At 73.5% G+C, this 21,714-nt stretch carries 21 protein-coding genes and 1 tRNA gene; 12 read left to right on the forward strand and 10 right to left on the reverse strand.

The window, feature by feature from the left end; all coding sequences use genetic code 11:
- Positions 1-15 precede the first annotated feature (15 nt).
- Genes allB through HJG43_07300 form a run of 6 tightly spaced genes read right to left on the reverse strand, consistent with a single transcriptional unit; the run spans position 16 to position 5,612 of the window.
- Positions 16-1,344: an allantoinase AllB gene (gene allB / locus HJG43_07275; GenBank protein ID UER55799.1), complete on the reverse strand. Its 1,329-nt coding sequence runs from the start codon at positions 1,342-1,344 to the stop codon at positions 16-18.
- 8 nt (positions 1,345-1,352) lie between these two features.
- Positions 1,353-2,249, reverse strand: a complete 897-nt coding sequence (gene pucL, locus HJG43_07280) for a urate oxidase (GenBank protein ID UER54371.1) — start codon at positions 2,247-2,249, stop codon at positions 1,353-1,355.
- Entirely contained in the window at positions 2,249-2,563 is a 315-nt protein-coding gene (uraH, locus tag HJG43_07285) for a hydroxyisourate hydrolase (GenBank protein ID UER54372.1), read from the reverse strand. The genes pucL and uraH overlap by 1 nt, the downstream gene beginning before the upstream one ends.
- Positions 2,560-3,057 carry a 2-oxo-4-hydroxy-4-carboxy-5-ureidoimidazoline decarboxylase gene (gene uraD, locus HJG43_07290; GenBank protein UER54373.1) on the reverse strand — a complete coding sequence of 166 codons (498 nt, stop codon included), beginning with the start codon at positions 3,055-3,057 and terminating at the stop codon, positions 2,560-2,562. Before uraD ends, uraH begins: the two co-directional genes overlap by 4 nt.
- 45 nt (positions 3,058-3,102) lie before the next feature.
- A complete protein-coding gene (locus HJG43_07295) occupies positions 3,103-4,545 on the reverse strand; it encodes a DUF3225 domain-containing protein (protein UER54374.1) in 1,443 nt (480 codons plus the stop codon).
- Positions 4,542-5,612 carry an acetamidase gene (locus HJG43_07300; GenBank protein UER54375.1) on the reverse strand — a complete coding sequence of 357 codons (1,071 nt, stop codon included), beginning with the start codon at positions 5,610-5,612 and terminating at the stop codon, positions 4,542-4,544. Before HJG43_07300 ends, HJG43_07295 begins: the two co-directional genes overlap by 4 nt.
- 241 nt (positions 5,613-5,853) lie before the next feature.
- Between HJG43_07300 and HJG43_07305 the strand changes: the two genes are divergently transcribed.
- From HJG43_07305 to HJG43_07315, 3 genes are all read left to right on the forward strand, one after another.
- Positions 5,854-6,840 carry an ABC transporter substrate-binding protein gene (locus tag HJG43_07305; GenBank protein UER54376.1) on the forward strand — a complete coding sequence of 329 codons (987 nt, stop codon included), beginning with the start codon at positions 5,854-5,856 and terminating at the stop codon, positions 6,838-6,840.
- A 128-nt stretch (positions 6,841-6,968) separates the two neighbouring features.
- Positions 6,969-7,667 (forward strand): ABC transporter permease, encoded by a 699-nt coding sequence (locus HJG43_07310; protein UER55800.1) that lies wholly within the window; start codon positions 6,969-6,971, stop codon positions 7,665-7,667.
- Complete coding sequence (locus HJG43_07315) at positions 7,664-8,464, forward strand: ABC transporter ATP-binding protein (GenBank protein UER54377.1); 801 nt, start codon at positions 7,664-7,666, stop codon at positions 8,462-8,464. The genes HJG43_07310 and HJG43_07315 overlap by 4 nt, the downstream gene beginning before the upstream one ends.
- Before the next feature lie 52 nt (positions 8,465-8,516).
- On the opposite strand, the gene HJG43_07320 is transcribed toward HJG43_07315, so the two are convergent.
- Positions 8,517-8,601 (reverse strand) — tRNA-Leu (locus HJG43_07320).
- A 98-nt stretch (positions 8,602-8,699) separates the two neighbouring features.
- Here HJG43_07320 and HJG43_07325 point away from each other — a divergent pair.
- Positions 8,700-10,028, forward strand: a complete 1,329-nt coding sequence (locus HJG43_07325) for a M20/M25/M40 family metallo-hydrolase (protein ID UER54378.1) — start codon at positions 8,700-8,702, stop codon at positions 10,026-10,028.
- Between the two features lie 27 nt (positions 10,029-10,055).
- Here HJG43_07325 and HJG43_07330 read toward each other — a convergent pair whose 3' ends face one another.
- Complete coding sequence (locus tag HJG43_07330; protein ID UER54379.1) at positions 10,056-10,316, reverse strand: hypothetical protein; 261 nt, start codon at positions 10,314-10,316, stop codon at positions 10,056-10,058.
- A gap of 38 nt (positions 10,317-10,354) precedes the next feature.
- Here HJG43_07330 and HJG43_07335 point away from each other — a divergent pair, with 38 nt between their 5' ends.
- Positions 10,355-10,822: a DNA primase gene (locus tag HJG43_07335; GenBank protein ID UER54380.1), complete on the forward strand. Its 468-nt coding sequence runs from the start codon at positions 10,355-10,357 to the stop codon at positions 10,820-10,822.
- Here the strand turns inward: HJG43_07335 and HJG43_07340 are convergent.
- Positions 10,792-11,727 carry an aldo/keto reductase gene (locus HJG43_07340; GenBank protein UER54381.1) on the reverse strand — a complete coding sequence of 312 codons (936 nt, stop codon included), beginning with the start codon at positions 11,725-11,727 and terminating at the stop codon, positions 10,792-10,794. The genes HJG43_07335 and HJG43_07340 overlap by 31 nt on opposite strands.
- A 78-nt stretch (positions 11,728-11,805) precedes the next feature.
- On the opposite strand from HJG43_07340, the gene HJG43_07345 reads away from it, so the two are divergent.
- The 5 genes from HJG43_07345 (at position 11,806) to HJG43_07365 (ending at position 16,285) form a co-directional block, all read left to right on the forward strand.
- On the forward strand, positions 11,806-12,645 hold the full coding sequence (locus tag HJG43_07345) for an undecaprenyl-diphosphate phosphatase (protein UER54382.1): 840 nt from the start codon (positions 11,806-11,808) through the stop codon (positions 12,643-12,645).
- Between the two features lie 20 nt (positions 12,646-12,665).
- Positions 12,666-13,391, forward strand: a complete 726-nt coding sequence (locus HJG43_07350; protein ID UER54383.1) for an MSMEG_4193 family putative phosphomutase — start codon at positions 12,666-12,668, stop codon at positions 13,389-13,391.
- Between the two features lie 9 nt (positions 13,392-13,400).
- Positions 13,401-13,991, forward strand: a complete 591-nt coding sequence (locus HJG43_07355; protein ID UER54384.1) for a DUF3090 family protein — start codon at positions 13,401-13,403, stop codon at positions 13,989-13,991.
- On the forward strand, positions 13,961-14,800 hold the full coding sequence (locus HJG43_07360) for an SCO1664 family protein (GenBank protein UER55801.1): 840 nt from the start codon (positions 13,961-13,963) through the stop codon (positions 14,798-14,800). Before HJG43_07355 ends, HJG43_07360 begins: the two co-directional genes overlap by 31 nt.
- Before the next feature lie 216 nt (positions 14,801-15,016).
- Positions 15,017-16,285, forward strand: coding sequence for a cysteine--1-D-myo-inosityl 2-amino-2-deoxy-alpha-D-glucopyranoside ligase (locus HJG43_07365; protein ID UER54385.1), 1,269 nt, complete (start codon positions 15,017-15,019; stop codon positions 16,283-16,285).
- A gap of 55 nt (positions 16,286-16,340) precedes the next feature.
- On the opposite strand, the gene HJG43_07370 is transcribed toward HJG43_07365, so the two are convergent.
- Positions 16,341-17,156, reverse strand: a complete 816-nt coding sequence (locus HJG43_07370) for a PAC2 family protein (protein UER55802.1) — start codon at positions 17,154-17,156, stop codon at positions 16,341-16,343.
- Positions 17,157-17,386: 230 nt separating this feature from the next.
- On the opposite strand from HJG43_07370, the gene metH reads away from it, so the two are divergent.
- Together metH and HJG43_07380 are read left to right on the forward strand one after the other, a co-directional pair.
- Positions 17,387-20,941 carry a methionine synthase gene (gene metH, locus HJG43_07375; protein ID UER54386.1) on the forward strand — a complete coding sequence of 1,185 codons (3,555 nt, stop codon included), beginning with the start codon at positions 17,387-17,389 and terminating at the stop codon, positions 20,939-20,941.
- A complete protein-coding gene (locus tag HJG43_07380) occupies positions 20,938-21,633 on the forward strand; it encodes an HAD family phosphatase (protein UER54387.1) in 696 nt (231 codons plus the stop codon). The genes metH and HJG43_07380 overlap by 4 nt, the downstream gene beginning before the upstream one ends.
- Positions 21,634-21,714 lie beyond the last annotated feature (81 nt).

The raw sequence follows: 21,714 nt of genomic DNA on the forward strand, positions 1-21,714 counted from the left end.
CACCGGTGGCGACCATCAGGCGCTCCTCCTCAGCTGCTGGCCCCACCCGTGGTCGGGCACAACGGGGTCGATCACGGAACCGCGCACGAGGGTGCGCGTGACCCTGCCGGCAAAGGTGAGCCCGTCGTAGGCCGAGATGGGGTTTCGGTGCGCCAGCCGGTCGGCGGCGACGACTGTCTCCTGCGCGGTGTCGTAGACCACGAGGTCGGCATCGGAGCCCACCTCGATCCGGCCCTTGGAGCGAAGGCCGGCGAGGTCGGCGGTGTTCCGGGACATCCACCGGCTGACCGTGGTCACGTCGATTCCGCGTCGAGCAGCCTCGGCGGCGACGGCGGTGAACCCGACCTGCAGCCCCGAGACGCCGCCCCAGGCCTGCTGGAGGTCGCCGCCGCCCCGGCTCTTCTCCTCGACCGTCGTGGGGGAGTGGTCGCTGACGACGCAGTCGATGACGCCCTCGACCAGCGCTGCCCACAGCTCGTTGCGGTTGCCGGCGTCGCGGATCGGCGGACAGCACTTGAACTCCGCCGCGGCGTCCGGGATCTGCTCGGCGCTGAGCACGAGGTAGTGCGGGCAGGTCTCGACGGTGACGGCCAGGCCCTCGTCGCGGGCGCCACGGAGCAGGGGGAGCGCCCGGGCGCTGGAAAGGTGCAGCACGTGCACCCGGGCGCCGGTCTCCCGGACGCCGTCGAGCACCTGCCGGATCGCCGCGGTCTCGGCCTCGTCCGGCCGGCTGAGCAGGAAGTCGGCATACGCCCGGCTCGCACGGGCGGGCGCGGCGTCCAGGACGGCGGGGTCCTCGGCGTGCACCACGACCAGCCCACCGAACCCCGCGACGGTGCGTAGCACGCGGCGGAAGCCGGCGGGGTCCAACGGTGGGAACTCGTCGACACCGCTGGGCGAGAGGAAGCACTTGAGGCCGACCACGCCGGCGTCCCAGAGCGGTTCGAGGTCGTGCTCGTTGCCCGGCACCGCGCCACCCCAGAACGCCACGTCGACCGCGAGCCGGTCCCGCGCTGCCTCCTGCTTCAGCCGGAGGTGCTCCACCGTGGTCGTCGGCGGGACGGAGTTCAGTGGCATGTCGACCAGGGTCGTGACGCCGCCGAGAGCGGCAGCCAGCGTGGCGGTGGCGAACCCCTCCCAGTGGGTCCGGCCCGGCTCGTTGACGTGGACGTGGGTGTCCACTGCGCCGGGCAGGAGGTAGGCGGTGTCCGGGACGTCGGGGACAAGGTTGGCGTCAAAGGGGTCGATCGCGGCGATCCGACCACCGGCGATGCGCACCGTGGCCGGCCGGACCGTGTCGCCGACCAGCACGCGCCGCGCGCGCAGCGTCGAGGTGGCCGCCAGGGCGGCGCTCACGCGAACGCCGGAACGGCGGTCCAGGCCCGCGGCTCCGCAGGGACGCCGGCGCGCTGGAGAGTGGCCTGGATCAGTCCGTAGGGCCGGTCGGCCGCGACGAACACCTCACCGCCGTTGGTCAGTCCGAAGGGGGCGAGGTCGACCTCGACATGGTGCTTGTTCGGGCAGCTGATCCGGATCTCCGCGACCTCCGGGACGGCGTCCATCGCGGCGGCCCCCATGGCGTGGACGGTCTGCTGCAGCGCCAGGCTGTGGGTGGCGGCGAAGGCCCCGACCAGTGCGCCGCGGACGGCGGTGTGAGCAGCGTCCCAGTCCGGTGGGTTCTCCACGTACCGCCACCAGGCGGTGACGCTGGTGGCGAGGATCCGGTCGCTCGTCTCGGGCAGCGTGGTGAACCGGTCGCGCGGGAAGCCGGAGAACTCGCTGCCGGTGCTCTTGAGGAGGGTCAGGCCGGTGAGCCCACCGAGCACGAACGTCTCGTCGCCGTCGGTCTGCACCATCGCGGTCCGTACCTCGCCGCCGTTGCGGGCGAAGGAGTGCCCTGCCCCCGGAGTGCCGGCACCGACGCGGTCCCATGTGTGCTGCCCGGCGGCCATCTGCGTACCAGCCACCCACGGCTGGGCGCGCCAGTGAGCGGCCAGCACGAGCAGGAACGCCTCGGGCGAGGTCACGCCGTGCTCCTTGGCGAGCGCGTAGACGGTGTTCTTCTGCGTGTCGGTGGCGTGCACGTGCGCGTTGTCGCCGTCGGTGTACGCGGCGTCGAAGTCGCCACGCAGCTGAGTGGTGACGGTGAGGTCGGCGATGTCGTGCTCCGGCGCTCCCCGCTCGAGGCGCACCAGGCGGACCTCCGCCTTGCCGTACTGGTGCGGGCCGAGCACGTACGAGCTGCTCATCAGGACCCCCGGTAGGTCGTGTAGGAGAACGGGCTGAGGAGCAGCGCGACGTGGTGGTGCTCGCCGTCGGTCATCGCGAAGGTCACCGTCACGGCGGGGTAGAAGGTGGTGCGTCCCTGGCCGGCGAACCAGGTGCCGGTCTCGAACCGCACGGTGTGCACGCCCGCCGGCAGGTCGGCGCCCACCCGGGCGCGCCCGTCGTCGTCCGTGCGGCCCGGCCGGGTCCTGCCGTCGGCCAGGCTGAGGAGCACCTCCATCCCGGCGGCCGGGCGGCCGAGCGCGGCGTCGAGGACGTGCGTGCTGAAGGAGCTCACGGGTGCACCAGCCCCTCCAAGCGGAGCAGGGCGATCTCCGCCAGCTGCGACCGGGTCACCGAGAGCTCTGTCGCGGGGTCGTGGGCCAGGCGCTGTTCGAGCAGGTCCAGCAGCTCCGGTCCGGTGCGCCCTGCGGCGCGGACGAGGTAGATCCGACCGAATCGCTCCTCGTACCGCCGGTTGCCCTCGGCCAGCCGCTGCCGCAGCGGCTCGTCTGCCGGGTCCACGCCGGCCTGCTCCCGACTGGCGATCGCTGCGGTCGGCCCGCTGCCGGCTGGTCGCTCGCCGATGCGAGGGTGGTCGGCGAGGGCCGCGTCGACCTCGGCCCCCGTCCAGCAGGTGGTCTGCTCCCGAACGGCGGCGAGGAGGTTGTCCACCGTGCCGTAGGGACGCCTCGCTGCGACAGCGACCGCGAAAGACGGGATGTCGGCGCAGCGCAGCAGCAGGGAGGCAGCCTCTCCGGGCGCGAGGGCGTCGAACTCGGCGATGCGCACCTGGCCACCGTAGGAAACGATCGTTTCAAGCGCGTTGCAGTTGTTTCAGCGTTCTGTGTACTCGACGTACTCGACCACGAGGTCGAGGAGTTCGCGGTCGCGCCCGGCTCCGGCCACCAGGCAGACGCCGGCCGGGAGCCCGTCAGCGGTGCGGACGGGGATGCTGACGGCGGGCAGTCCGGCGACCGCCGCCAGGCAGGTCAGCCGCATCGTGGCGTTGCGGTCCTGGAGGGTGGCGCCGACGGAGAGCGACGGCGCCACCGACGGCGCGCTCGGCAGGGCCAGCACACGGTCGGCGACGAGCTCCCGCAGCTGGGTTCGGGCAGCGTCCACCACCGCGCGCGCCCGCTCGGCTGCGGCGTCGTCGACGCGAGAGGCGGCCGCGAAACGCGACCGCACGTCCTCGCCGAGTGCGTCGAGGTTCTCGGACAGCCACGGGCCGTGGGTGCGCCAGGCCTGGAACGCCTGCCAGGTCTGGAACGCGGTGCGCCACTCGTCGAGCGAGTCGAGGGGTACGTCGAGGGTTCTGGCGCCGGCCGCGGCCGTCCAGGCGCGGACGGCCGCGGCGACGTCGGAGTGTGCGCTCGCGACCAGCCGGTCGACGACAACCAGCTCGGTACCACCGCCGGGGGATCCCGGTGGCAGCAGCACGTCGCCGACCGTACGCAGGAGCTCCGGGGACCGGGTCAGCCAGCCCACGGCGTCGAACGCCGGGGCCAGCGGGAGCAGGCCGCCCCGGTCCACGGCGCCGTGAGTCGTCCGGATGCCGAAGAGTCCCTGGTAGGCGGCCGGCACGCGGATCGATCCGCCGGTGTCGGTACCCAACCCGATGGTGGCGTGACCGAGGGCGACCGCACTGGCGCTGCCGCTTGAGGAGCCCCCGGGGATGCGGTACGGGGCCTGGGGGTTCGGCGGAGCACCGTAGTGGGGGTTCGTGCCGGCCAGGGAGTAGGCAAGCTCGTCGGTGCGGGCGATCCCGCGGACGGCCGCACCGGCTGCCAGCAGCGCGGCGACCGTGGCCGCGTGGCGGGGTTCCGCGCGGGCCTCCGCCAGCCACTTCGGGTTGCCTGCACCGACGGGCTGGCCGGCCACCGCGTACAGGTCCTTGACCGCGACGGTCTGACGGGTCAGCGGCCCCGCGCCCGTCGGGCGGACGAGTGGGTCGCCGACGACGCGCCAGATCCTGGTGTCCAGGGGGGACGGCTCCGCGGAGACGTGCGCGGCGGTGACCCGCCAGCCTCCGTGCTCCGGCACCTCGGAATGCCTGCGCCACAGCTGGGTCTGCAGGTCACGTCCACCGCCGGCCAGCTCGGTCACCGCCACGACGAGGGCTGAGTCGGCGTCGATGACCTGCACGTGCGTCTCTGCGAGCGTGCGCCGGACTGCCCGGCCGTGGCGCGCCCGCAAGACGACGTCGTCGGCCGCGGCCGCGGCGTCGTAGGCGGCGACCGCCTCGAGAAGCCCGGGCGGGATGTTGTCGCCGGTCACGCGAAGTCGGCCTTTCGGATCGTGGCGTGGACCCCCTTGACGACGTCGACCACCTGGCTGATCCGAAAGTCGGTCGCTGCAGAGAGGTACGCGTAGGCGAGCCGCGGGTCCATCCCGAACCGTGCCTGCAGGAGCGCGATCGCGGCGCGCACGCAGTTCTGGACCGCGGTGTCGAGGTCCTCGTCGAGCCCGGTGGGCACGAGGAAGTCGCTGGTCTCGGCGAGCGGGCCGGCCAGGTCCCCGAAGCGCCGCACCGCATCCTCCCGAGCGAGGACGTCAAGCCGCAGCGTCGCGCGCAGGCTGCCTTCCAGGGCTGTCAGGCACACCTCCCCGTCGCCTTGGGCGAAGTGCGGGTCCCCGACGTAGACCAGGGCACCGTCGACCTGGACCGGCAGGTACAGCGTGCTACCGGCTGTCAGCAGGGCGATGTCGAGGTTGCCGCCGTGCCGGCCAGGCGGTACCGAGTGCGGCCGCTCAGCTCCGGGCACCGCGAGGCCCATGATCCCGAGGAACGGGCGCAGCGGGAACCGCGCCGTGCGCTCACTGTCCGGGGTCAACGGTACCGAGGCGTGCGTTCCGTCGTCGTCCACGCCGGCGAAGGCGCTGAAGACGGGCATGTCGCCGCCGGGGTACTCGCCGGGCAGGGCACCGCGGCCGTGCCGGTTGGAGATGATGCCGTAGGGCACCCGCGGCGTGGCGTCCAGCAGGGTGACGGCCAGCAGGTCGCCGACCCGGGCCCCTTCGACGGCGATCGGCCGGCTGACGACGTGCGGCCCGTCGATCCCGAACCGGTGCGGGTCGTCGCTCTTCGCCAGGGCGACGGCGTCCTGAAGCACCTCGGCGACCCCGTGCCGGCCGAAGTAGGCCAACGGGTCGCGACCCTGGTCCTCCAGGATCCCCTCGTGGCTCACGGTGTCGACGGTGATCTCGGCGCCGGCGGCAACGGTGATGACCGGGGGGTCCGCCGCGCACGGCAGCCGGCCCCAGAGCACGGCGTCCGGGCTGGCAGGAAGGTACGTACCGGCGTGGATCGGGCCGCTCCCCGGCTGGAGCACTGGTGTGAGCACCGGCGGGAAGATACGGAACGGACGTTTCAATCGTGTTCCGCACCGGGGGGCACCGGGACGTCGGCACACGTCGCTCCCGGTGGGGCCCGTCGCCCCGTCGGCAAACGACAGGGGGCCTCCTGGCCGAGCAGGTGACGCCAGGGGGAAATGTCGGCGCTACGACGCCGCAACACATGCCCACGAGCATCGGCGCATGCCCACTGCGCCGCCGCCTCTGTCCGTTCCGCTGTCCATTCCGCGCGTGTCCCTCCTGCGCTCCTTCCTGCGTCGACCCGTCGGCGTCCTTGCGTCACTCGCCCTGGTGACGGCGATGGCCGGCTGCACCTCGACGGGGGCCAGCACGACTGAGAGCGGGGAAGCTGAGGTCGTCCAGGTCGGGACCCTGCGAGGTCAACCGCACTTCTATGCGCCGTACCTCTACGCTGAGCACGCCGAGGGCGATGTCGAGTTCGAGGTCGTCGCGCTCGAGACCGCGCCCGCACTCAACGACGCGCTCGCCAGCGGGTCCGTGGACTTCGCTGTCGGCAGCATCACGGCGACGATCGCCGGTGCCGCGGCCGGCCGCGACGTGCGTATCGTCGCCGCGGCTGCGGACGGCGGGAGCGGCATCGTCGGTACCCCGGAGATCCGGTCCGTGCGCGACCTGGTCGGCAAGCGGGTGGGCTACCTCGAGTCCAGCTCCCAGCTGGTCGCGCTGCGGCTCATCCTCGAGCGCGAGGGCGTGAACGTCGAGGACCTGGAACTGGTATCCCTCAGCGCCCCCGAGTTCTTCAACGCCTTCAACACCGGCCAGATCGATGCCTTCGCCGCACCCGAGATCGGCGTGTCCCTCGCGCTCAGTGCCGGCGGCCAGGCCATCGCCGACCCCTACTCGACCGAGATCGGCCGGCTCAACATTGCGCTGCTCACCACAAAGGCGCTGATCGAGGAGAACCCGGAGCTCGTACAGGCCGTGGTGGACACCCATGCCGCGACCACCGCCTACATGGCAGAGAACCAGGACGAGTGGCTCCCGGAGATGATCGAGGAGTACGGCGGCGACCAGGAGGTTCTCGAGAGCGCGCTGGACAACTTCTGGCTCCGCGCGGACCTCTCGCCGACCTACGAGGAGCAGATCGGAAACCTCGCCGTCCAGATGGCCCGCCTCGGAATGATCCAGGAGACTCCGGCGCTCGAGGACATCGTCGACTCGTCCTTCGCGTCACGCGACGAGCCTGCAGGGTCGTGACCTCTTCGACGACCGGGCGGTTGGCCGCAGCGGGCCGGGCGGCACTCGGGCTCGGTGCTCTCGTCGCCATCGTCGTCCTGTGGCACCTCGGCGTCCGCGGGCAGTGGGTCCTCGTCTTCGACATCAAGATGGCATTCCTGCCGGAGCCGGCCCAGGTCGCCCGCCTGCTGTGGGACTTCGCGTTCGGAGGGGTCTTCGACGATGCCTTCAGCGGCACCCTGTGGCAGCACCTGTGGGCCAGCACCGGCCGGGTCCTCGCCGGCTTCGGCCTGGCCGCGGCGCTGGCGATCCCGCTCGGCGTGCTGATGGGGCGCTTCCGTCTTGTGCACGCGGCGTTCGACCCTGCGGTGAACCTGTTTCGCCCCATCCCGGCGACTGCATGGGTGCCGCTCGTCCTGCTGATCATCGGGTTCGGCACCCAGGCGACGATCTTCCTTATCACGCTCTCGGCCTTCTTCCCGATCCTGCTCAACACCCTGTCCGCCGTGCGGGAGGTGCCGCCCAGACTGGTCGAGGCGGCGCAGATGCTGGGGACCTCGGGCGCCAACGTGCTGCTCAAAGTGATCGTTCCAGCGTCGACCCCCGGCATCGTCAGCGGGTTGCGAATCGGGTTGGGCCTCGCCTGGGTCATCCTCGTGCTCGGCGAGAGCAACGGCATCGAGTGGGGCCTAGGCAGCATGATCACCCTGGCCCGCGAACAGGTCCGTACCGACCGCGTCATCGTCGGGATGATCGTCATCGGCTTCGCCGGTTTCCTGTCCGACCGCATCCTGCTGCACGGCCTGCGCGGGATCTTCCGCCGACGTCCCCTGGTGAGGTCCACATGAGCATGTCAGGCCTGTCCCGTCTGACCCGGCACACCCAGGCGGGGCGGGTGCTCGTCGACGACCTCGGCAAGCGCTACGGCAAGGAGCCGGCGATCGACGCTGTCGCAGGGATCTCCCTCGACATCGCGCCGGGGGAGTTCGTCGCCGTCGTCGGCGCCAGCGGTTGCGGGAAGAGCACCCTGCTGCGGGTCCTCGCCGGCTTCGAGGCGCCCACCCGGGGGAGGGTCGAGGTCGGCGGCCGCCCAGTCACGCGCCCCGGTCCGGACCGGGGAGTGGTGTTTCAGGACTACGGGCTCTTCCCGTGGCTCACCGTGGCGGAGAACGTCCGGTTCGGGCTGCGGCAGCGGGGGACGCCACGCCGCCGTGCGCGGGACGTCGCCGACGCCTTCATCGAGGTCGTCGGTCTGACCCGCTTCGCCGACCGTTTCCCCGGAGAGCTCTCGGGCGGGATGCAGCAGCGCGTGGCTATCGCGCGCGTGCTCGCGAACGATCCCGCTGTGTTGCTGATGGACGAGCCGTTCGGTGCCCTCGACGCTCTCACCAGGGCGCAGATGCAGCACGAGCTGCGCCGCCTCTACCGCGAGGCGGGGACGACGGTCGTCTTCGTGACCCACTCCATCGAGGAGGCGGTGTACCTGGCTGACCGGGTCGTGGTGATGGCCGGCGGCGCCGCCAAAGGAGTGCCCGGGCACATCACCGAGGTGTTCCCGGTCCTGCTGGGCGATGACCGGGACGTGAACGCCGTCAACTTCAACGCTCTCGAGCGTGCGATCTCCGATCGGGTCCACGCCGGCTGACGGTCCGCGCACGCTGGGCCGGGCCTGGAGGCGGGAAGGTCCCACGTCGACGTGTCCGAGGGGGGACTTGAACCCCCACCCCCTATACGGGGACTAGCACCTCAAGCTAGCGCGTCTGCCTATTCCGCCACCCGGACGTGGTGGCTCACCGACCGGTCCGGCCGTGAGCGGGGACAACCGTAACACGCTCCCGCGCAGCGGATGCACGAGGCGAGCGGGCCGCTACGGTCGCACCATGACCCGCCGTGACGCCGTTGCCGCCGCCGCTCCCGCCGCCGAGGACGAGGTCGTCGACATCTGCCGCGACCTGCTGCGGATCGACACGTCGAACTACGGCGACGGGTCGGGTCCGGGGGAGCGGGCCGCCGCCGAGCACGTCATGGGGCTGCTCACCGAGGTCGGACTCGAGCCTGAGCTCATCGAGAGCGAACCGGGGCGGGCGAGCGTCGTCGTCCGGGTCGAGGGGACCGATCCCGGCCGGGAGGCCCTGCTCCTGCACGGCCACCTGGACGTCGTCCCGGCCCACGCCCCGGACTGGCAAATCCACCCCTTCGCCGGGGAGGAGCGCGACGGTGCGCTGTGGGGTCGCGGCGCCGTCGACATGAAGGGCATGGACGCGATGATCCTCGCCGTCCTGAGGGAGCTGGCCCGCACGGGCCGACGCCCTGCCCGGGACGTCGTGTTCGCCTTCCTCGCCGACGAGGAGGCAGGTGGCCTCAAGGGCGCCAGGTACCTCGTCGACCACCGGCCGGAGCTGTTCGAGGGCGTCACCGAGGCGATCAGCGAGGTGGGCGGGTTCTCCGTGGACCTCGCCGGCCAGCGTTGCTACCTCCTGCAGACCGCCGAGAAGGGGATCACCTGGCTGCGCCTGCTCGCCCACGGACGAGCGGGCCACGGTTCGCAGGTCAACGACGACAACGCCGTCACCCGGCTGTGCGAGGCGGTCGCCCGGATCGGCCGGCACGACTGGCCCTTGGAGATCACCCCGACCGTCCGGCAGTTCCTCGACGGCGTCAGCGAGGTCACCGGCACCGAGCTCGACCCCACCGACACCCGTCAGCTCGTCGACACCCTCGGGACGACGGCCCGCTGGGTCGGCGCCACCCTGCGCAACACCGCCAACCCGACGGTCCTGGACGCCGGGTACAAGCACAACGTCATCCCCGGGACCGCCTCGGCCCTGCTGGACTGCCGCTACCTTCCCGGCCGGGACGGCGAGCTGCTCGACACGGTGCGCCGGCTCGCCGGCGACGGCGTCGACGTCGAGGTCCTGCACACCGACGTCGCCCTCGAGACGCCGTTCGAGGGTCCCCTCGTCGACGTCATGGTGGACGCGGTGCTCGCCGAGGACCCCGGCGCCCGGGTGCTGCCGTACTGCCTGTCCGGTGGCACCGACAACAAGTCCTTCGCCCGTCTCGGCATCCGCGGCTACGGGTTCGCGCCGCTCCGGCTGCCGGCCGACCTGGACTTCAGCGGCATGTTCCACGGCGTGGACGAGCGGGTCCCGGTGGACGCCCTGCGCTTCGGTACCCGCGTGCTGGACCGGGTGCTGCGGACGGCGTAGCCGGCCGGTCGCCGGGCGGGCGCGGTCCTACCAGGGCCGCGGGCCGGTCGACGTGGCGGTCCCTCCGGCGGGGCGTGTCACCCGCAGGATGCGGCGCCTCAGCCACACCGTCCGGGCGCCGCCGAAGTGCAGCCGCACCCGGGCAAGCTCCCAGCGGCCGTACTCGGCATGCTCGGTGAGCAGCTGCCGCGCCTCCTGGCGCGACGTCCCGCGCGGCAGGCGCAGCACCTGGTACTCGTACTCCGGCACCCTGCCCGGCACCGCCGACGTGCGTCCCTCGTGGCTCATCGCTGCCATTGTGGCCTGCTGCCGCTACCGTCGTCCGCATGACCGTCGACCCACGTGCCGCACTTGACCGTCTGGTAGGTGCGCTGGAGGCCCACCTCGCCGCCGCGCAGCAGCGTCGTGGCGAGATGGATCCGCACGTCGAGCGCGCCTACCACGTCGTCGCGGAGGCGTTCACCGAGTACGACGAGGCGCTCTTCGACGCCTACTCCGAGGTCACCCCGCTCGTGCTCTACGACGACGTGGAGGACCAGCACGAGGACGACGACCTCGACGACCTGGACGAGGACGACGACGACGAGGACGACGACGAGGACGACGACGACCTGGACGAGGACGAGGACGACGTCGAGGAGGACGACGTCCTCGACGATGACGAGCTGGACGACGAGCCCGACGACGATGACGAGCTGGCCGACGATGACGAGCTGGACGACGAGGACGGTTCCCGTGCCGACGTCCCCGGCGGTCGGCAGGATCAGGCGCCGGAGACGTCGTCCAGGGCCTGACGGATCTCCGCCGGCAGGGTGAGGTCATCGGCTGCCAGGGAGCCCCGCAGCTGCGCAGCGGTGCGGGCGCCGACCACCGCCGAGGCGATGCCGGGCGCGTCCCGCACCCACGCCAGCGCCACCTCCAGCGGCGCGCACCCGAGGCCGTCGGCGGCTGTCGCGACCGCCTCGACGACCCGCCGGGACGCGGCGTCCAGGTAGGGCTCGACGTAGCCGGCAAGGTGCGGTGAGGCCGCGCGGGAGTCGGCCGGCGTCCCGCCCCGGTACTTGCCGGTGAGCACCCCGCGCCCGAGCGGCGCCCAGGCCAGCACACCGGCCCCGACGTGGTCCGCGGCAGGCAGCACCTCCACCTCGGCCGAGCGCTCGAGCAGCGAGTACTCCACCTGCTCGGCGACGACCGGCACGCCCTGGGCCGCGCACAGGGTCGAGGCCCGGGCCAGCTGCCAGCCGGTGTAGTTCGACACCCCGACGTAACGGGCCCGCCCGGACGTCACCGCCGTCCGCAGCGCCGTGAGAGTCTCCTCCAGCGGCACGTCCGGGTCCCACGCGTGCACGAGCCACAGGTCGACGTGGTCGGTCCGCAGCCGGGTCAGGGACTCCTCGAGGGAGCGCAGCAGGGACCGGGCGGAGGCGTCGACGCGGCTGCTGCCCGGCCACAGTCCGGCCTTGGTGGCGAGGACGACGTCCGCCCGGTCGACGACGTGACCCAGGAGGCTGCCGAGCAGCTCCTCGGCGGCGCCGTCACCGTAGCCGGCGGCCGTGTCGACGAGGGTCCCGCCGGCGTCCACGAACGCCTGGAGCTGGTCGGCTGCCTCGTGCTCGTCGGTGTCCCGGCCCCAGGTGAGGGTGCCCAGACCGACCCGGGAGACGCGCAGCCCGGAGCGACCGAGGTGACGCTGCTCCATGGCGGGCAGGCTAGCGTGGCTAGGCTGCGCCGCCATGCGCGACGGACCGAGGACCCCGGCAGGCCCGGCAGGTACCCGGTGACCGGTGCGCCCGACCCCCTCGGCTGGTTCGAGGCGCTCGTCCTGGGCGTCGTCCAGGGCCTCACCGAGTTCCTGCCGATCTCCTCCAGCGCCCACCTGCGGATCGTCGGCGACCTCATGGGGACCGGGGACCCCGGTGCTGCCTTCACCGCCATCAGCCAGCTGGGCACCGAGACGGCGGTGGTCATCTACTTCTGGCGGGACATCGTCCGGATCGTCCGGCAGTGGTCCCTGGCACTGGCCGGCCGGGTCCCCCGGGACGACCCGGACGCCCGGATGGGCTGGCTCGTCATCATCGGCTCGGTGCCGATCGTCGTCCTCGGGCTCGTCCTCGAGGACATGATCGAGGGGACGTTCCGGAACCTGTGGATCGTCGCGACGACGCTGTGGGCCTTCGCCCTCGTGCTCGGCTGGGCGGACCGCACCGCCCGATCCCGACGCACCCTGGACCAGCTGACCTGGCGGCACGGGATCATCTTCGGGTTCGCCCAGGCGATGGCGCTCATCCCGGGGGTGTCCCGCTCCGGCGGCACCATCACCGCCGGCCTGCTCATGGGGTACACCCGTGAGGCCGCGGCGCGCTACTCCTTCCTGCTGGCGATCCCGGCGGTCATGGGTTCGGGCTTCTACCAGCTCGCCACGGCGGGGGAGCAGAGCCAGCCGGTCGTGCCCACGGTCATCGCCACCGTGGTGGCCTTCGTCGTGGGGTACGCCGTCATCGCGTGGTTCATGCGGTTCATCTCCACCCGCAGCTTCCAGCCGTTCGTCGTCTACCGGGTGCTGCTCGGCCTCGGGGTGTACGGCCTGCTCGCCGCCGGGGTGCTCTCCCCGCTGTGACCAGCCCGTAGCCTGGACCGGTGCCTACCGTCCTGCTCGTCCGTCACGGCCGGACCACCGCGAACGCCGACGGGACCCTCGCCGGCCGCACACCCGGGATCGGCCTCGACGACACCGGCCGGGACCAGGCTCGGGCGTTGGCCGACCGGATGGCGACCCTGCCGCTGCGAGAGGTGCTGAGCAGCCCGCTGGAGCGGTGCGTGCGCACCGCGGAGAGCATCGTGGCCACCGGCGGCACCCGGGCGGTGCCACGCCCCGACCTGCGGGTCGACGAGCGGCTCGCCGAGTGCGACTACGGCGAGTGGACCGGGCGCTCACTGCGGGAGCTGGCGAAGGACCCCATGTGGCCCGTCGTCCAGGCCCACCCCAGCGCCGCCGTGTTCCCCGGCGGGGAGTCGATGCGAGCGATGCAGCACCGGGCCGTCGACGCCGTCCGGGAGGCGGACGCAAGGGTCGAGGCCGAGTACGGCCCGGACGCGGTCTGGGTGGCGGTCTCGCACGGGGACGTGATCAAGGCGGTCCTCGCCGACGCCCTCGGAGCCCATCTCGACGCCTTCCAGCGGGTCGCCGTCGACCCGTGCTCGGTCTCCGCCGTGCGCTACACCCCGCTGCGGCCGTTCGTGCTGCGGCTCAACGACACCGGTGACCTGGGCAGCCTCGTCCCGCCCCGCCGTCGCCGGCGCCGCAGCCGCCGCGAGTCGGAGGCCGCTGTCGGTGGCGGCGCGGGGGCGACCGTCCGTCGGTAGGGTCGACGTATGGCGCGCCAGCTCTTCGAGTACGACCGGCCTCAGCGGTTCGTCGCCGGCACCGTCGGCCAGCCTGGTCAGCGCGCGTTCTACCTCCAGGCCAGCGACGGGGCGGCCACCACGACCGTCGCCCTGGAGAAGCAGCAGGTAGCCGCCCTGGCCGAGCGCGTGGACGAGCTCCTCGACGAGGTGCTCCGGCGCAGCGGCGGCAGCGCCCCCGTCCCGGCCCTGGCCCCCACCCAGGCCGAGGACCTCGAGCCGCTCGAGATGCCGGTGGAGGAGGCCTTCCGGGTCGGCACGATGAGCCTGGCCTGGGACGCCGACCGTGACCTCGTCGTCATCGAGTGCTTCGAGGTCGGCGACGACCCCGAGGTGGTCGAGCTCGAGGAGCTCACCGGCCTGGAGGACCCGCAGGCCTCCACGGCGGGGGACGACGGCCCGAGCCTGCTGCGCGTCACCCTCACCGGCGCTGCGGCCCGGGCCTTCGCCCGCCGGGCCCTGGCTCTCGTCGCTGCCGGGCGCCCGCCCTGCCCGTTCTGCGGCAACCCCCTCGACCCCGACGGGCACGTCTGCCCCCGGGCCAACGGGTACCGGCGCTGACCCGAGCGGACGACGCGGCGGACCTCGAGCTGCTGGCCGACGGCACGCTCGAGGTGGCCGGCCGCATCGTCGAGGCCTCCAACGCCACGCTCCTGGCGACCGTCCGCCGTGGCGAGCGGTCGGCGGCCTGCGTCTACAAGCCCGTGGCCGGGGAGCGGCCGCTGTGGGACTTCCCCGACGGGACGCTCGCCGCCCGGGAGGTCGCCGCCTACGAGGTCTCCGCTGCGGCCGGGTTCGACGTGGTCCCCCCGACGGTCCTGCGCGACGGACCTCTCGGGCCGGGCAGCGTCCAGCTGTGGGTGGACCACCCCGCCGACCGTGCGCCCGGCGCCGGACTCGTCGACGTCGTGGCCCCCGCCGACGTCCGGGCCGGCTGGATCCCGGTGCTGCAGGCCTACGACGCGGACGGCGACCCCGTCGTCCTCGTGCACGCGGACGACCCCCGGCTCGCCGTGGTCGCCGTCTTCGACGCCGTCGTCAACAACGCCGACCGCAAGGCGGGGCACGTCCTCGTCGACGACGCCGGCCGGGTGCGCGGCGTCGACCACGGCCTCACCTTCCATGTCGAGGACAAGCTGCGCACCGTGCTGTGGGGCTGGGCGGGACGCCCGCTGCCGGACGACGCCCGGGCGCGGCTGGAACGCCTTCGGACCGCGCTCGCGGACGGCGCCCTCGCCGGGCGCCTCGCGGCGCTGCTCGACCGGGACGAGCTCGTGGCCCTGACTCGCCGCACCGCGGACCTGCTCCACGCGGGGACCCTGCCACGGCCCGGCGCCGGCCGACCGCTCATCCCCTGGCCCCCCTTCTAACCCCTCGGTGATCATGCAATCCCGCCACCCGCGCCCTTGGTGATCATGCAATCCCGCCACCCCCTGGCCACCGTCCGGCTCGCAGAGTGCTGGGTTGCTGGCACGACACGCCGGCCAAGCTGTGCCGAGCGCAGCATTCTGTGGTGGAGGCGCCCGACCCCGACCACACCCGCTGGACGACCCGGGCCTCAGCAGCCGGCAGTAGCCTTGCCCGTCGTGACCGCCTGGCCCGTCCCGCCCGTGCCGACCCTGCCCGGTGTGGGCCTGGCGGCGATGCTGCACGACACGGCGACCGGGACGCTGCGGCCGAGCGCTGCCGGCCCCGACGCCCGCCTCTACGTCTGCGGGATCACTCCCTACGACGCCACCCACATGGGGCACGCCGCCACCTACCTCGCGTTCGACCTGCTCGTGCGCACGTGGCGGGACGCCGGCCTGACCGTCCGGTACGTGCAGAACGTCACCGACGTCGACGACCCGCTGCTGGAGCGCGCCGTCGCCACCGGTGAGGACTGGCGGGAGCTCGCCCGCCGCGAGACCGCGCTGTACGCCGAGGACATGGCGGCGCTGGGCGTGGTCCCGCCGGACGTCTACCTCGGAGCGGTCGAGACCATCCCGTGGGTGGTGGACGCCGTCACCCGGCTCATCGACCAGGGTGCGGCCTACCGGGTCGCAGGGCAGGGCGCCGGGCCGGACGGCGACGTCTACTTCGACGTGTCGGCCGACCCGCACTTCGGGTCGGTCGCCCACCTCGACCGGGAGCAGATGCTCGCGCTGTTCGGCGAGCGCGGAGGGGACCCGGACCGGCCGGGGAAGCGGGACCCGCTGGACCCGCTGCTGTGGCGGGTGGCCCGCGACGGTGAGCCCTACTGGGACGGCGGTCCGCTCGGGCACGGCCGCCCCGGCTGGCACATCGAGTGCGTCGCGATCGCCCTGCACCACCTCGGATCGCCCTTCGACGTGCAGGGCGGTGGTTCGGACCTGGCCTTCCCGCACCACGAGATGGGCGCCTCCCACGGGCACGTGCTGACCGGCCGGACGCCGTACGCCCGCACCTACGCCCACGCCGGGATGGTCGGCTACGACGGCGAGAAGATGAGCAAGTCCCGCGGGAACCTCGTCCTGGTCTCCCGGTTGCGCGCGGACGGCGTGCCGCCGGACGCCATCCGCCTGGCCGTGCTCGCCCACCACTACCGCAGCGACTGGGAGTGGACCGACGCCGACCTCGTCGCCGCCCGGGAGCGGCTCGAGCGCTGGCAGGCGGCGGTCGCCCAGACCGCCGGGCCGGACGCCGGGCCCGTGCTCGCCGGGGTCCGTGACCGGCTGGCCGACGACCTCGACGCCCCGGGGGCCGTCGCGGTCGTCGACGAGTGGGTGGCAGCACAGCTCGGGGCCGCAGGCAGCGGGACAGACCCCGCCGCACCCGGTCTCGTCGCCGACACCGTCCAGGCGCTGCTCGGCGTCCGGCTGCGGGGTCCTTCCTGAGGTACTGCGCGCGCTCCCCGCGGAGGCGGCCGGGCGCCGCCCGGCGACGTGGCGGTCAGCCGCGCGGGCCGTCCCCACGGCGGCGCAGGTAGCGCTCGAACTCGCGCGCGATCGCCTCACCGGTGGCCTCGGGCAGCTCGGCGGTGTCCTTGGCCTGCTCGAGCTGTCGGACGTACTCGGCGATCTCGGCGTCCTCGCCGGCGAGCTCGTCCACCCCCGTCTGCCAGGCGCGGGCCTCCTCCGGCAGGTCCCCCAGCGGCACCGGGACGGCGAGCAGCTCCTCGATCCGGGTCAGCAGCGCCAGCACCGCCTTGGGGGAGGGGCTGTGCCCCACGTAGTGCGGTACCGCCGCCCACAGCGACAGGGTCGGCACCCCCCGTCGTCCCGCGGCGTCCTGGAGCACGCCGAGGATCCCGGTCGGACCCTCGTACCGGGACGGCTCGAGCGCGAGCCGGTGCAGGAGCTCCTCGTCGTCCGCCGTGGACGTCACCGGGATCGGCCGGGTGTGCGGCACGTCCGCCAGCAGCGCGCCGAGGGTGACGAGCATCCCGGCCCCGGCCCGCTGGAGGTGGCCGAGCACCTCGTCGGTCCAGGTCATCCAGCGCATCGACGGCTCCGGTCCACGGACGAGCAGGACGTCGTGGTGCGCACCGGGGGGCCGGGCCCGGCTGATCCGCGTCGTGGGCCACGTGATCCGGCGCCGGCCGTCGTCGCCGAGCGCCACCACGGGGCGGTTCACCTGGAAGTCGTGGTACGGCTCGGGGTCGAGCGCGGCCACCGGTTCGGCCTGCCACACCTCGGCAAGGTGGGCCAGGGCGGAGCTGGCCGCCTCGCCGGCGTCGTTCCACCCCTCGAACGCCGCGAGCACCACCGGGGCCGTGCCGCTGGGCCCGGCGGCGCCGGTGGCGGCCTGGTCCGCACCGGGGTGCTGGTCGTCCTCGGGGTGCTGCCCGTCCTCGGGGTGCTGCTCGACCACGAGTCTCCCTTCGCCCGGGGGTCTGGACGGCGCCCGGGTCTCGACGCGCCCGCGGTCCCGGGCCGGCGTCCAGACTACGGGCGAGAACCGACAACCGGTGGACCCCCACCTACACTTCCTGCCTGATGAGCAGCCGCTCCGACCTCCTGCGCTCCGCCATGGCCGAACGCGTCCTCGTCGCCGACGGCGCGATGGGCACGATGATCCAGGCGGCCGAGCCGACCCTCGCCGACTTCGAGGGCCACGAGGGCTGCAACGAGGTGCTCAACGTCACCCGCCCGGACCTGGTCCGGGCCGTGCACGACGCCTACCTGGAGGTCGGGGTCGACTGCATCGAGACGAACACGTTCGGGGCCAACCTCGGCAACCTCAGCGAGTACGGCATCGCCCACCGGATCGGCGAGCTCGCCGAGGCCGGCGCCCGCGTCGCCCGGCAGGCCGCCGACGCCTGGTCGACCTCCGATCGGCCACGGTGGGTGATCGGCTCGATGGGGCCGGGCACCCGGCTGCCGAGCCTGGGCCACGTCACCTACCGCGCCTTGCGGGACGCCTACGCCGAGCAGGTCCGCGGTCTGGTCGCCGGCGGGGTCGACGCGCTGCTGGTCGAGACCTGCCAGGACCTGCTGCAGGCCAAGGCGGCGGTCCTCGGTGCTCGCCGGGCCCTCGCCGAGGCGGGGGAGGAGCTGCCGGTCTTCGTCCAGGTGACGGTGGAGACCACCGGCACGATGCTGCTCGGCACCGAGACCGCGGCGGCGCTGACCGCGCTGGAGGCGCTCGGCGTGGACGCGATCGGGCTGAACTGCGCGACCGGGCCGGCCGAGATGGGCGAGCACCTGCGGCACCTGTCCCGGCACGCCCGGGTACCGGTCACCGCGATGCCGAACGCCGGCCTGCCCGAGCTGGGCGCCGACGGCGCGACGTACCCGCTCACCCCCGAGCAGCTGGCGGACGCCCACGACGCGTTCACCGCCGACCTCGGCCTCCAGCTCGTCGGTGGCTGCTGCGGGACCACCCCCGAGCACCTGCGGGCCGTCGTCGAACGGGTCGGAGGGCGTCCGGTGACCCCCCGGACGCCGCACCCGGAGCCCGGGGTCTCCTCCCTGTACCAGCACGTCCCGTTCCGTCAGGACGTGTCGTACCTGTCGATCGGGGAGCGCACGAACGCCAACGGCAGCAAGGCCTTCCGCGAGGCGATGGTCGCCGGGCGCTGGGACGAGTGCGTCGAGATCGCCCGCGAGCAGGTCCGGGACGGTGCCCACCTGCTCGACGTGTGCGTCGACTACGTCGGCCGGGACGGCGTCGCCGACGTCCGCGAGGTCGTCGGCCGGCTCGCCACCGGCTCCACCCTGCCGCTGGTCATCGACTCCACCGAGCCGGACGTCGTCGAGGCGGGCCTGGAGCTGCTCGGCGGCCGGGCGGTGGTGAACTCGGTGAACTACGAGGACGGCGACGGGCCCGGCAGCCGGTTCGCCCGGGTGATGCCGGTCGTCGCCGAGCACGGGGCAGCCGTCGTCGCCCTGACCATCGACGAGCAGGGGCAGGCGCGCACCGCCGAGCACAAGGTCGCCGTGGCCACCCGGCTGCTCGAGGAGCTCACCGGGCGGTGGGGGATGCGGGTGGAGGACGTCTTCGTCGACTGCCTGACCTTCCCGGTCGCGACCGGCCAGGAGGAGACCCGCCGCGACGCGCTCGAGACCCTCGAGGCGATCCGGGAGGTCACCCGCCGGTTCCCCGGCGTCCAGACCGTCCTCGGGGTCTCCAACGTCTCGTTCGGACTCAACCCGGCCGCCCGGCAGGTGCTGAACTCGGTGTTCCTGCACGAGGCGGTGGAGGCCGGGCTGTCCGCCGCGATCGTGCACGCCGCCCGCATCCTGCCGGTGGCGCGGATCCCGGAGGAGCAGCTCCGCGTGGCCGGGGACCTCGTGCACGACCGTCGCCGGCCGGGCTACGACCCGCTGGCCAGGTTCCTCGAGCTGTTCGAGGGTGTGGACGCCGCGACGCTGCGCGCCGACCGGGCCGCCGAGCTCGCCGGCCTGCCGCTGGACGAACGGCTGCGCCGCCGGATCGTCGACGGGGAGCGGACCGGTCTGGAGGCCGACCTCGACGCGGCGCTCGCGGCGGGTACCGGGCCGCTCGACGTCGTCAACGACTACCTGCTCGCCGGGATGCGTGAGGTCGGCGACCTGTTCGGCCGTGGGGAGATGCAGCTGCCGTTCGTGCTGCAGTCCGCGGAGGTGATGAAGGCCGCCGTGGCGCACCTGGAGCCCGCCATCGAGGCGGACCTGGCCGGCAGCGGCCCCCGGCGCGGCAAGGGGACCATCGTGCTCGCGACGGTCAAGGGCGACGTCCACGACATCGGCAAGAACCTCGTCGACATCATCCTGTCCAACAACGGCTACGACGTCGTCAACCTCGGCATCAAGCAGCCGATCGGCGAGATCCTGCGGGCGGCCCAGGAGCACGACGCGGACGCCATCGGGATGAGCGGGCTGCTGGTGAAGTCGACCGTGGTCATGCGGGAGAACCTCGAGGAGATCACCGCCCGGGGCCTGGCCGACCGGTGGCCGGTGCTGCTCGGGGGCGCGGCGCTGACCCGGGCCTACGTCGAGCACGACCTCGCCGGGATCTTCCCCGGTGAGGTGCGCTACGCCCGCGACGCGTTCGAGGGCCTGCGCCTCATGGACGCCGTCGCCAAGGCCAGGCAGGACCCGGACAGCACGCCGTCCGACCACCTGCCGCCGCTGCGGGCCCGCCGGGTCCGGCCGGTCCCGGCGCCGGCCTCCGGTGACGGCGTAGACGGCGCGGACGGCGCGGACGGCGCCGGCCGCAGGCGCTCGGACGTCGCCCGGGACGTCGACGTCCCGCGTCCGCCGTTCTGGGGGGACAGGGTCGTGCGGGGGGTCCCGCTGGCCGACTACGCCGCCTACCTCGACGAGCGCGCCACCTTCCTCGGCCAGTGGGGCCTGCGCGGGAGCAGGGGAGGGTCGGGGCCCAGCTACGAGGAGCTCGTCGAGACCGAGGGCCGCCCCCGGCTGCGCGCCTGGCTCGACCGGGTGCAGACCGAGGGGCTGATGGAGCCGGCCGTGGTCTACGGGTACTACCCGTGCTGGTCCGAGGGGGACGATCTCGTCATCGCGCACCACGACGGCTCGGACGGCGAGCCGGGCACCGAGCGCGCCCGGCTCACGTTCCCTCGGCAGCGCCGGGACCGCCGACTGTGCCTGGCCGACTACTTCCGCGACCGCGCCGAGGTCGACCGGGCCGGGCAGCCGGACGTCGTCGCCCTCCAGCTCGTCACCGTCGGCTCCCGGGTCGCCGAGGCCACCGCCGACCTGTTCGCCCGGAACGCCTACCGGGACTACCTCGAGCTGCACGGCCTGTCCGTCCAGCTCACCGAGGCCCTCGCCGAGTACTGGCACGCCCGGGTCCGCGACGAGCTGGGGCTCGGCGGACGGGACGCCCGGGACCTGCCCGGCGTGCTGCGCCAGGAGTACCGCGGCGCGCGGTACTCCTTCGGGTACCCGGCCTGCCCGGACCTGGAGCAGCGCCGCCTGCTCGTCGACCTCCTGCGACCCGAGCGGGTCGGCGTCGTCCTGTCCGAGGAGCTGCAGCTGCACCCCGAGCAGTCCACCGACGCGCTCGTCGTGCACCACCCGGAGGCCGTGTGGTTCTCGACGTGAGCACGGTGCTCCCGGCGGCCGTGCTGTGGGACATGGACGGCACCCTGGTCGACACCGAGCCGTACTGGATGGAGGCCGAGTACGCCCTCGTCGCCGAGCACGGCGGGTCCTGGGACGACGACCATGCTCACGCCCTCGTCGGCAACCCGCTCCGGGTGTCCGCCGAGTACATCCGCCGGCACGGTGGTGTCGACCTGCCGGTCGACGAGGTGGTCGAGCGGCTGCTGGCGCACGTCGTCGTCCGGGTCGGGGAGCGCCCCCCGTGGCGCCCCGGCGCCCTCGAGCTGCTCGCCGACCTCGGCCGGGTCGGGGTGCCGTGCGCGCTGGTCACCATGTCCTGGACGTCGCTCGCCGAGGCTGTCGTCTCCGCGCTGCCGGCCGGCACCTTCGCCGCCGTCGTCACCGGCGACGAGGTCACCTACGGCAAGCCGCACCCGGAGCCGTACCTCACCGCCGCGGCCCGGCTCGGCGTCGACCCGGCGGAGTGCGTCGCCGTGGAGGACTCCCCGACCGGACTGCTCAGCGCGGAGGCGGCGGGGGCGGTGGCGGTCGGCGTGCCCCACCTCGTCCCGCTGCCCACTCGACCGGGCCGGATCCTGCTGTCCTCGCTGGCCGGGGTCACCGCCGCGGACCTGGGTCGCCTGGTGTCCGCACGGACGACGCGGCGCTACCGGAGTGTGTCCGAACCGTGACCTCGCGGGGCGGTCAAGGTGTTCAGTCGCCCCCCTTCGCCGGTCTAGGGTCCAATGGCCCGGTCGGACGACCGGTGACGT

It is taken from the genome of Kineosporiaceae bacterium SCSIO 59966 (assembly GCA_020881835.1).
Lineage (GTDB): Bacteria > Actinomycetota > Actinomycetes > Actinomycetales > SCSIO-59966 > SCSIO-59966.